The 10,045-nt window shown below is 71.3% G+C and carries 10 protein-coding genes and 1 rRNA gene; 8 read left to right on the top strand and 3 right to left on the bottom strand.

Going from position 1 to position 10,045, the window contains the following annotated elements; translation table 11 throughout:
* Positions 1–90: ribosomal RNA gene (gene rrf, locus EIY87_RS23505) — 5S ribosomal RNA — on the top strand; the annotation flags it as partial.
* Between the two features lie 53 nt (positions 91–143).
* On the opposite strand, the gene EIY87_RS23500 is transcribed toward rrf, so the two are convergent.
* Positions 144–584 (bottom strand): Lrp/AsnC family transcriptional regulator, encoded by a 441-nt coding sequence (locus tag EIY87_RS23500; RefSeq protein ID WP_125311731.1) that lies wholly within the window; start codon positions 582–584, stop codon positions 144–146.
* Positions 585–695: 111 nt separating this feature from the next.
* On the opposite strand from EIY87_RS23500, the gene EIY87_RS23495 reads away from it, so the two are divergent.
* The 6 genes from EIY87_RS23495 to EIY87_RS23470 all read left to right on the top strand — a co-directional run bounded on the left by EIY87_RS23495 (position 696) and on the right by EIY87_RS23470 (position 7,053).
* Positions 696–1,130: a rhodanese-like domain-containing protein gene (locus EIY87_RS23495; protein ID WP_125311729.1), complete on the top strand. Its 435-nt coding sequence runs from the start codon at positions 696–698 to the stop codon at positions 1,128–1,130.
* A 15-nt stretch (positions 1,131–1,145) separates the two neighbouring features.
* Positions 1,146–1,895 (top strand): type 1 glutamine amidotransferase, encoded by a 750-nt coding sequence (locus tag EIY87_RS23490; RefSeq protein ID WP_125311727.1) that lies wholly within the window; start codon positions 1,146–1,148, stop codon positions 1,893–1,895.
* A 97-nt stretch (positions 1,896–1,992) separates the two neighbouring features.
* Positions 1,993–3,126 (top strand): inorganic phosphate transporter, encoded by a 1,134-nt coding sequence (locus tag EIY87_RS23485; protein WP_191984226.1) that lies wholly within the window; start codon positions 1,993–1,995, stop codon positions 3,124–3,126.
* A 29-nt stretch (positions 3,127–3,155) separates the two neighbouring features.
* Positions 3,156–6,131: a bifunctional [glutamine synthetase] adenylyltransferase/[glutamine synthetase]-adenylyl-L-tyrosine phosphorylase gene (locus EIY87_RS23480; RefSeq protein WP_191984225.1), complete on the top strand. Its 2,976-nt coding sequence runs from the start codon at positions 3,156–3,158 to the stop codon at positions 6,129–6,131.
* A 14-nt stretch (positions 6,132–6,145) separates the two neighbouring features.
* Positions 6,146–6,571, top strand: a complete 426-nt coding sequence (locus EIY87_RS23475; protein ID WP_125311723.1) for an acyl-CoA thioesterase — start codon at positions 6,146–6,148, stop codon at positions 6,569–6,571.
* A complete protein-coding gene (locus EIY87_RS23470) occupies positions 6,568–7,053 on the top strand; it encodes a GNAT family N-acetyltransferase (protein ID WP_125311721.1) in 486 nt (161 codons plus the stop codon). Before EIY87_RS23475 ends, EIY87_RS23470 begins: the two co-directional genes overlap by 4 nt.
* A gap of 69 nt (positions 7,054–7,122) precedes the next feature.
* Here the strand turns inward: EIY87_RS23470 and glnA are convergent, their stop codons facing one another.
* A complete protein-coding gene (gene glnA, locus EIY87_RS23465) occupies positions 7,123–8,547 on the bottom strand; it encodes a type I glutamate--ammonia ligase (protein ID WP_125311718.1) in 1,425 nt (474 codons plus the stop codon).
* A gap of 270 nt (positions 8,548–8,817) precedes the next feature.
* On the opposite strand from glnA, the gene EIY87_RS23460 reads away from it, so the two are divergent.
* The gene (locus EIY87_RS23460) at positions 8,818–9,207 is read left to right on the top strand and encodes an RDD family protein (RefSeq protein WP_125311804.1); all 390 of its coding nucleotides are present in this window, start codon (positions 8,818–8,820) and stop codon (positions 9,205–9,207) included.
* Between the two features lie 56 nt (positions 9,208–9,263).
* On the opposite strand, the gene EIY87_RS23455 is transcribed toward EIY87_RS23460, so the two are convergent.
* A complete protein-coding gene (locus EIY87_RS23455) occupies positions 9,264–9,992 on the bottom strand; it encodes a DUF4191 domain-containing protein (RefSeq protein WP_125311715.1) in 729 nt (242 codons plus the stop codon).
* Positions 9,993–10,045 lie beyond the last annotated feature (53 nt).

Here is a 10,045-nt window from a genome sequence, read left to right as displayed (position 1 = left end):
CCCGGTCCCATTCCGAACCCGGAAGCTAAGCCTGACAGCGCCGATGGTACTGCAATCGAAGGGTTGTGGGAGAGTAGGACACCGCCGAACTTACTTGAGGAAGGCCCCGGTCGAGAACCTCTCGGTTCTCCCGGGGCCTTTCTTCATGCCCGCGTCACGGGCCGCCGGCGCAGCGGCGAGGACAGCACCAACGACGTGGTCGTCTCCCCGTAGCGCTGCACCCGCTCGACGAGTTCCTCCAGCTCGCCCGTGCTCCGGCACAGCACCCGCAGGATCCAGCACTCGTCACCGGTGATGTGGTCCGCCGCGACCACCTGGGGCAGCGGCAGGATCGCCGTCCGGAACCGCGGGGTGTCCAGGCTCCGCACGCGGGCGCGTACCAGCGCCTCGATCGGCAGGCCCAGCTTCGTCGTGTCGATGTGCGCCGCGTAGCCGGTGATCACGCCGCGCTCCTCGAGCCGGCGCACCCGCTCCGTCACGGCCGAGCCCGACAGCGACACCCGGCGGCCCAGCTCCGAAAAGCTCAGCCTGCCGTCGGACTGGAGCAGCTCCAGCAGGTGCCAATCGACGTCGTCGAGGTCCACCGCGATACTCCCGGGTTCGTGCGGCCAGAACGCGGAAATCCCCGGCGCACCGGGGTTCCCGCCCCGATTCTCCCCTGTGCCCGCGCCCGCCGGACCAGCAGGATTCTCTTCATGACACGCACACTCGACGTCCCCGCCCCGGCGCCCGAACTCGCCACCGCCTACTTCGGCGCCGAACTTGCCTTCGAGGTCGACCCCGACGACCTCGTCCGCGACCTCGAGGCCGGCCACACCGACGGCTACGTGATCGTCGAGACGCGCGCGCCCGAGGCGTTCGCCCAGGCGCGCATCCCGGGCGCCGTCAACCTGCCCTACTGCGACCTCACCGCCGAAAGCACGAAGCACCTCGACCGGGACGTCGTCTACGTCTGCTACTGCGAGAGCACCAACTGCAACGCCGCCACCAAAGGCGCGCTCAAGCTGGCGCAGCTCGGATTCCGGGTGAAGCGGCTCTCCGGCGGCATCACGAGCTGGATCGCGGCCGGCTACCCGGTGGAGGGCGCCGCCGAAGCCACCCCGGCCCCCGGGATCCGCTGCGCCTGCTGACCTACCCTGGAAACCGTGACACGACTGCTGATCATCCAGCCGGACTCGTCGGATCCGCTCGGTCCCCTCGGTGACTGGCTGACCGAAGCCGGCGCGGAACTCGACGTCCGGCTGCCGCCGCGGGACGAGCTGCCGGCGGACCTCGACGGCTACCGGGGTGTCGTCTGCCTCGGCGGCGGCATGGGCGCGGAGGACGACGCGAAGCACCCGTGGCTCGCCGAGGTGCGACGGCTGCTTTCCCGGGCCGCGACGAAGCAGCTGCCCACGCTCGGGATCTGCCTCGGCGCGCAGCTGCTGGCCGTCGCGACCGGTGGCCGCGTCGAAGCCGGGGTGGACGGGCCCGAGGTCGGCCCGCACCTGGTCGCCAAGAAGGACGCGGCGTGGACCGATCCGCTCTTCGCCGACCTGCCGTTGATGCAGGACGTCCTGCAGTTCCACAGCGACGCGATCACCCGGCTCCCGCCCGGCGCCGAACTGCTCGCGTCCGCGCCGCGCTACGCGAACCAGGCGTTCCGGTTCGGCCGTTGTGTCTACGGCGTCCAGTTCCACATCGAGACGACACCCGCTGTCGTCGAGAGCTGGGCCGCGGAAAGCCCGCAGGAGGCGGAATTCGCTCGTCCGGGCTCACTCGAGCACGACGCGCTGACCACAGTGCACACCGACATCGCCGAAACCTGGCGGCCGTTCGCGCAGCGGTTCGTCCGGTTGGCCGCCGGTGACCTCGAACCCGCCGCCGAGAGTCAACGCACGTTACCGCTGGCTTAACGGCGGATGTCACAAACAGCTACGGCCTGTTAACGCCAGGCGTCACCCGTCAGGTACCTTGCGGGAAGAGTCCCCACAAGGGCGTTCGGAGGTCGGGGTGGAGCCCTCGTTGCTGGTCGTGATCGTCGTCGTCACGGCCCTCGTATTCGATTTCACGAACGGGTTCCACGACACCGCGAACTCGATGGCGACGTCGATCGCCACCGGCGCGCTCCGGCCGCGGGTGGCCGTCGCGATCTCCGCGGTGCTGAACCTGGTCGGCGCGTTCCTGTCGGTGGAGGTCGCCAAGACGATCTCCAGCGGCCTGGTCGACGACACGAAGATCGGCCCGTCGATCGTCTTCGGCGGGCTGATCGGCGCGATCGTCTGGAACCTCGTGACGTGGTTCGTCGGGCTGCCGTCGAGTTCGTCGCACGCGCTGTTCGGCGGCCTGATCGGCGCCACCTGGGTTTCGGCGGGCGCCGGCTCGGTCCACTTCGGAAAGATCGTCGAGAAGGTCCTCGTCCCCGCGGCGGCCAGCCCGGTGATCGCCGGCCTCGTCGCGATGGTCGCGACCTACCTGGTCTACCGGTTCCTGGTCCGGGGCCGCCCGGCCACGCGCGGGTTCAAGGTCGGCCAGATCGTCTCGGCGTCCCTCGTCTCGCTCGCGCACGGCACCAACGACGCGCAGAAGACGATGGGCGTCATCACGCTCACGCTCGTCAGCGCCGGCAGCCTCCCGTCGGGGGCGTCGCCGCCGGTCTGGGTGATCGTCAGCGCCGCGTGCGCCCTCGCGGCCGGCACCTACCTCGGCGGCTGGCGCATCACCCACACCCTCGGCAAGGGCCTGACCGACATCGAGGGCCCGCAGGGCTTCGCCGCCCAGACGAGCTCGGCACTGGTCATCCTGATCTCCTCCCGACTGGGCTTCCCGCTGTCGACGACGCACGTGTGCTCGGGCGGCATCGTCGGCTCCGGCGTCGGACGGCGGGAAGCGCCGGTCCGCTGGCGGATGGCGGGCCGGATGGTCGTCGCGTGGCTGTTCACGCTGCCCGCGGCCGCGATCGTCGGCGCGATCTCCGGCAAGATCGCCTCGCTCGGCAACGCGGGCACCATCTCCGTCGGCGTCGTCGGGCTCGGCGTGGGCATCGGCATCTACGTCCTCTCGCGGCGCAACCCCGTCGGCGCGCACAGCTTCCAGGTGCCGGAGCCGACGCCCGCCGGAACCGAACCGGGCCGCCTGGCCGCCTGACCCGGGTTCCCCGGCTACGGTGGTCGGTGATGGCAGACCGCGCGCGAACGACCGCTTCGGCGGCGAGGTACGGCTTCACCGATCCCCGTGCCGAGGGCCAGTTGCGCGCGGCCGGCTGGTGGGACGACGCCGGCCCGGTCGCGCCGGCCACCGACGTGCTCGCGGCGCTGTCCCGCACCGCCGACCCGGACCTCGCGCTGCGCGGCCTGGACCGCATCCGCGAAGCCGACGACGTCGAATGGACCCGGCTCGAAGAGCGGCTGCGCGCCCACCGGACGTTCCGCGGGCGGCTCCTCGGCGTGCTGGGCACGTCGAGCGCGCTCGCCGACTTCCTCGCCGCGAACCCGGACCGGTGGCACGCGCTCACCGGCGACAAGTGCACCGATTCCGCCTGCTACCGCGAAGTCCTGCGCTCGGCGCTGCTGCGCGACGACGGCTCGGTGCTGACCGGGCTCGAGGCCGAGCAGGCCCTCAAGATCGCCTACCGCGGCCAGCTGCTCGGCATCGCCGCCGCCGACCTGGGCCACCTCGTCGAAGCCGGGCTCGAGCACCCGCGCTACGCGGAGGTCGCGGCCCAGCTGACCGAGCTCGCGGAGGCCGCGCTGGCCGCCGGGCTGGTGGTCGCCGAGGCCGAAATCGGGAAGCCTGCCGAGGGCACGCTCGCGGTGATCGCCATGGGCAAGTGCGGTGGCCGGGAGCTCAACTACGTCAGCGACGTCGACGTCATCTTCGCCGGCGACGGCGATCTCGGCGTGGCCACCCGGCTGGCGAGCACGATGATGCGCGTCGTCGGCAAGGCGTGCTTCGAGGTCGACGCGGCGTTGCGCCCCGAAGGCAAGGCGGGCGCGCTGGTCCGCACGGTGGAAAGCCATCACGGCTACTACCAGAAGTGGGCCAAGACCTGGGAGTTCCAGGCACTGCTCAAGGCGCGCCCGGTGGCCGGCGACGCCGAGCTCGGCCGCCAGTACGCGGAGATGGTCGCGCCGCTCGTGTGGTCCGCGGCCGACCGGGACAACTTCGTCGGCGAGGTGCAGCAGATGCGCCGCCGCGTCGAGGGGCACGTGCCGTCCGAGCACGCCGAGCGGGAGCTGAAGCTCGGCCGCGGCGGCCTGCGTGACGTCGAGTTCGCCGTCCAGCTGCTGCAGCTCGTGCACGGCCGGGTCGACGCGGACCTGCGCTCGCCGTCCACGATGGACGCGCTCGCGGCGCTCGGCGAAGGCGGTTACGTCGGCCGCCAGGACGCCGCCGAGCTGGGCGCGTCGTACGAGTTCCTGCGGATGCTCGAACACCGCCTGCAGCTGCGGCGGCTGCGCCGGACGCACCTGTTCCCGGCGGCGTCGGACACCGACGAGCTGCGGATCCTCGCCCGCGCCAGCGGCATCAAGCCGGCCGGCGGCAAGAGCCCCGGCGACGCGCTGCTCGCGGAGTTCCGGCGGCAGGGCCAGAGCATCCGGCGCCTGCACGAGAAGATCTTCTACCGGCCGCTGCTGCAGTCGGTCGCGAACGTGCCGACCGAGGCGCTGCGCCTGACCACCAAGCAGGCCGCCAGCCGGCTCGCGGCGCTCGGCTACACCGCGCCCGACGGGGCGCTGCAGCACATCAAGGCACTCACCGCGGGCGTCTCGCGCCGCGCCGCGATCCAGCAGGCGCTGCTGCCGGTGCTGCTCGACCTGCTCGCCGACACGCCCGATCCCGACGGCGGGCTGCTGTCGTACCGCAAGGTGTCGGAGGCGCTCGAAGACACCCCGTGGTACCTGCGGGTGCTGCGGGACGAGGGCACGGTCGTCGAGAACCTGGCGCTGCTGCTCGGCACGTCACGGCTGGTGCCGGACCTGCTGGTCCGCGCCCCCGAGGTGCTGCGCCTGCTCGGCGACCCGGCCCGCCTGCTGGGCCGCACGCCCGCCGAGGTCGCGACGTCGCTGCGGGCCACCGTCCGCCGTCAGCCCGGGGTGAACGCCGCCGTGGCCGCCGCGCGCTCGCTGCGCCGGCACGAACTGCTGCGCGTCGCCTGCGCGGACCTGCTCGGGCTGCTCGACGTCCCCGCGGTCTGCGAAGCGCTCTCCAGCGTCTGGGTGGCCGTGCTGCAGGGCGCGCTGGCGGCGGCGTTCCGCCAGCGCCAGGCCGAGCTGGGCAAGACCCCGGCGCGCATCGCCGTCATCGGGATGGGGCGCCTCGGCGGCGCCGAACTCGGCTACGGCTCCGACGCCGACGTCCTCTTCGTGTGCGAGCCGTCCGAAGGGGTCTCGGACGCCGACGCGGTGAAGTTCGCTTCGTCGGTGGCGGAGAGCGTCCGCAAGATGCTGGGCGCGCCGAGCCCCGACCCGGCCCTGGTCGTCGATGCCGACCTGCGGCCCGAGGGCCGGAGCGGCCCGCTGGTGCGCACACTGGAGTCCTACCGCGCGTACTACGCCCGCTGGGGCGAGGTCTGGGAGGCGCAGGCGCTGCTGCGCGCCCGGTTCGTCGCGGGCGACGACGAGCTCGGCGAGCGGTTCATCGCGCTGATCGACCCGATCCGCTACCCGGAGAACGGCCTGGACGCGACGCAGGCGCGCGAAATCCGCCGCATCAAGGCGCGCGTGGAGACCGAGCGGATGCCCCGCGGCGCGGACCCGACGCGCCACACGAAGCTGGGCCGGGGCGGCCTCGCCGACGTCGAGTGGACGGTCCAGCTCCTCCAGCTCCAGCACGCGCACGAGGTACCGGGCCTGCGGACGACGTCGACGCTGGACGCGCTGGCGGTGCTGCCGGCGGCGGGCCTGGCGGAGGAGTCCGAGGCGGAGTCGCTGCGCGAGGCGTGGCTGCTGGCGACCCGGGTCCGCAACGCGGGGATGCTGGTCCGCGGCAAGGCGGTCGACGAGGTCCCGGGCTCGGGCCGCGACCTGACGGCGGTGGCCAGCGTGCTCGGCCACCCGGCGACGGACGACCCCGGCGGCTTCCTCGACACCTACCGCCGCATCACGCGGCGGGCGCACACCGTGGTGGAGCACCTCTTCTACGAGGCCTGACCTACAGTGGGCCGGTGACCGATCGCGAGCCGTTCCGGACCCGGATCAAGGTCCGGCACTACGAGCTGGACACCCTGGGCCACCTCAACCACGCCGTCTACCACTCCTACGGCGAAGTCGCCCGCTTGGAGCTGCTGGAGAAGGCGGGCGCGCTCAAGGGGCTGCCCGGGGTGGCGTCCGTGCTGCTGGAGACGCACGTGGTGTTCCGCCGCGAGCTGCGCGCCGGCGACGAGGTCGACGTGACGTGCGACGTCAAGTTCGGCAGCGGCAAGACGTTCAAGATGGATTCGAACATCTACAAGCTCGACGGCACGCTGGCCGCGGAGATCAGCTGCACCCTGGGCCTGATGGACCTGGAACTCCGCAAGCTGGTCCCGGACCCGCGCGGCCGCTTCGAGGCCGCGGGTGCGGACCTGCGCGTGCTGTCGACCGCCGAATGATCCGCCCGGCGACCGCGGCCGACTGGCCGTCGATCTGGCCGATCGTCGAGGACGTCGTCACGGCCCGGGAGACGTTCGCGTACGACCCGGCCCTCACGTCGGAAGAAGCCCGGCGCATGTGGCTCCTGCCGTCTCCGGCCCGCACGGTGGTCTTCGCCGACGGCGCCGAGGTGCTGGGCACGGCGAACATGTACGCCAACCGCCCCGGCCCGGGGAGCCACGTGGCGTCCGGCAGCCTGATGGTCGCGGCGTCCGCCCGCGGCCGCGGAGTCGGCCGGGCCCTGACGACGGACCTGATCGCGTGGGCCCGCGAGTCGGGCTTCGCGGCGATCCAGTTCAACGCGGTGGTGGACACGAACACCGCGGCGGTCTCGCTGTACGAGAGCCTGGGCTTCACGACGCTGGGCGTGGCGCCGGGCGCGTTCCGCCACCCGGCCCACGGCGACGTGGGTCTGCGCATCATGTGGCTGGACCTGCGCTGAAACGAGAAACGCCGGCGGCGAGGGCTCTTCGCTCCTCACCGCCGGCGTGACCTTGGCCGGGTTACCGGATCACACGTCGTAGTACAGGCTGAACTCGTACGGGTGCGGGCGCAGGCGCAGCGGGTCGATCTCGTTCTCGCGCTTGTACGAGATCCACGTCTCGATCACGTCCGGCGTGAAGACGCCGCCCTCGAGCAGGTAGTCGTGGTCGGCTTCCAGCGTGTCGAGGACCGTGCCGAGGTCGCCCGGGACCAGCTTGACGTCCTTGGCCTCCTCGGGCGGGAGCTCGTAGAGGTCCTTGTCGATCGGCTCCGGCGGCTCGATCTTGTTCTTGATGCCGTCGAGGCCGGCCATCATCATCGCCGAGAAGGCCAGGTACGGGTTGCCCGAGGAGTCCGGGCAGCGGAACTCGGCGCGCTTGGCCTTCGGGTTGTTGCCCGTGATCGGGATGCGGACGCAGGCCGAGCGGTTGCGCTGCGAGTAGACCAGCGAAACCGGGGCCTCGAAGCCCGGGACCAGGCGGTGGTAGGAGTTCACCGTCGGGTTCGTGAAGGCCAGCAGGCTCGGGGCGTGCTTGAGCAGGCCGCCGATGTAGTGGCGCGCGGTGTCCGACAGGCCGGCGTAGCCCGACTCGTCGTGGAACAGCGGCTGGCCGTCCTTCCACAGCGACTGGTGGCAGTGCATGCCCGAGCCGTTGTCGCCGGCGAGGGGCTTCGGCATGAACGTCGCCGTCTTGCCCGCCGCGAACACCGTGTTCTTCACGATGTACTTGAACAGCTGCAGGTCGTCGGCCGCGTGCAGCAGCGTGTTGAACTTGTAGTTGATCTCGGTCTGGCCGGCGGTGCCCACCTCGTGGTGCGCGCGCTCGATCTCGAAACCGATGTTCGTCAGGTTGCGGACGATCTCGTCGCGCAGGTCGGCGAAGTGGTCGACCGGCGGGACGGGGAAGTAGCCGCCCTTGAACTTCGTCTTGTAGCCCTGGTTGCCGCCCACCTCGTCGGCGCCGGTGTTCCACCAGCCCTCGACCGAGTCGATCTCGTGGAAGGAGGCGTGCTCGGCCGAGTCGAAGCGGATCGAGTCGAAGATGTAGAACTCGGCTTCGGGACCGAAGTACACGTTGTCGGCGACGCCGTACTCGGAGATGTACTGCTCGGCCTTGCGCGCGATGTTGCGCGGGTCACGGCTGTACGCCTCGCGCGTGAACGGGTCGTGCACGAAGAAGTTGAGCGCGAGCGTCTTCGCCTTGCGGAACGGGTCGATCCGCGCCGTCTCCGCGTCCGGCAGGAGGAGCATGTCGGACTCGTGGATGGACTGGAAGCCGCGCACCGAGGAGCCGTCGAACGCGAGACCCTCTTCGAAGGCCTCTTCGGTGAAGGCCTTCGCGGGGACCGTGAAGTGCTGCATCACGCCGGGCAGGTCGCAGAACTGGACGTCGACGACCTCGACGTCCTGGTCGGCGATGAGGCGCTGGATGTCGTCTGGAGTAGTGGGCACCCTCGGTGACTCCTTCTCGTTCGAGCTCGTACGGCAGTGCTCTCTTCGGCTCACGCTAAAAGCGCGGTGTTGCCCGACCGTCACCCGTATGTTTCGCCGGTGTTAACGGGTGGGTGGATACCGGCTATCCGACCAGGGCGAACGTGGTGCGCGCCACCGGCATACCCTGGACGGGTGGCGAGATGGACCGGTGAATGGCTGCCCGGCACCGGCGAGGGCGGGCAGGCCGAGGCGCGAGACGGCTCGCGGTGGCCGGGCGAGAAGTTCGGTTTGCCCGAGTCGGGCGTCGGCTCGGCGGCGACCGGGGGCGCGCGGCTGCTCGGGCTGATCATCGACCTCGTGGTCGCGGCCCTGGTCACGGCCATCTTCCTGCACCCGAGCCTGCAGGACCCGGCCGCGATGCAGGTGTTCAACCTCTGGTCCGGCGGGGTGTGGGCGATCATCTCCGTCGTGTCGGCCGGCTTCTTCGGCTTCACCCCCGGCATGGGCGTCGTCGGCATCCGCGTCGCCCGGCTCGACGGCGCCGCGCTGGTCGGCCCGCCGCGCGCGCTGGTGCGGGCGGTGCTGACGTTCTTCATCATCCCGGCGGCGGTCCGCAACGCCGACGGCCGCAGCTGGCTGGACCGGCTGACCGGCACCGTCGTCGTCCGGCTGCGCTGAGCTCGCGAAAAAGGCCCCCGTCCGGCTCGGACGGGGGCCTTTTTCGTACGCGGGGGTCAGCGGCGGCGGATCGTCCGCTGGACGTTGCGCATCTTCGCGCCGGCCGGCATCGGGCCCTTCGGCATCGCGGCGCCGCGGTTGCCGAGGGCGGCGAGCTTCGCCTCAAGGGCGTCGACCTGGGCGGGCTTGAGGTTGCGTGGCAGCTTCATCAGGTAGCCCTGGAGCTTCTTCAGCGGGATCTGCTTGTCCTCGTGCCCGATGATCACGTCGTAGATCGGCGTTTCACCGACCAGGCGGGAGACGCGCTTCTTCTCCTGGGCGAGGAGCGTCTTCACGCGGTGCGGCGCGCCCTCGGCGACCAGCACCACGCCGGGGCCGCCCAGCACGCGGTGCACCGCGTCGAGCTGGGTGGTCGCCGCGACGGTCGGCGTCACCTTCCACTTGCCGCGGAGGTTCTCCAGCGCCCACGCCGCGGCGCCGGGCTGGCCGTCGGCCTTCGAGTAGACCGTCTTCTGCACGCGCCGGCCGAAGATGATCATGGCGAGCAGGGCGCCGAGCACGATGCCCAGCGGCAGCAGCACCCACTGCGAGTCGAAGAAGAACCCGATCCCGAACAAGACGCCCGCGACGACGACGATCGAGCCCACCATCCACGGGATGAGCCACGGGTCTTCCTTGCGCTGCATCTTGAAGGCCTCGAAGAGCTGGCCACGGCGTGCCTTGCTCGCCGCGCGCTTCTCCTTCTTGGCCTGCTTGGCCGCTTCCTTGTCCTGCTGTCCCGCCATATGACCAGGATACGGCCGCGTGCCCCTGCCCCGATTCCCCGTCCCCCTCTGCG

Source organism: Amycolatopsis eburnea (assembly GCF_003937945.1).
Taxonomy (GTDB): Bacteria; Actinomycetota; Actinomycetes; order Mycobacteriales; family Pseudonocardiaceae; genus Amycolatopsis; species Amycolatopsis eburnea.
This window is presented reverse-complemented; position numbering and strand designations above follow the sequence as displayed.

Bases quoted from the DNA above. Each gene is read 5' to 3' on its own strand.
- EIY87_RS23495 (WP_125311729.1), top strand. From the start codon at position 696: ATGACACGCACACTCGACGTCCCCGCCCCGGCGCCCGAACTCGCCACC.
- EIY87_RS23480 (WP_191984225.1), top strand. From the start codon at position 3,156: ATGGCAGACCGCGCGCGAACGACCGCTTCGGCGGCGAGGTACGGCTTC.
- EIY87_RS23470 (WP_125311721.1), top strand. From the start codon at position 6,568: ATGATCCGCCCGGCGACCGCGGCCGACTGGCCGTCGATCTGGCCGATC.
- EIY87_RS23455 (WP_125311715.1), bottom strand. From the start codon at position 9,992: ATGGCGGGACAGCAGGACAAGGAAGCGGCCAAGCAGGCCAAGAAGGAG.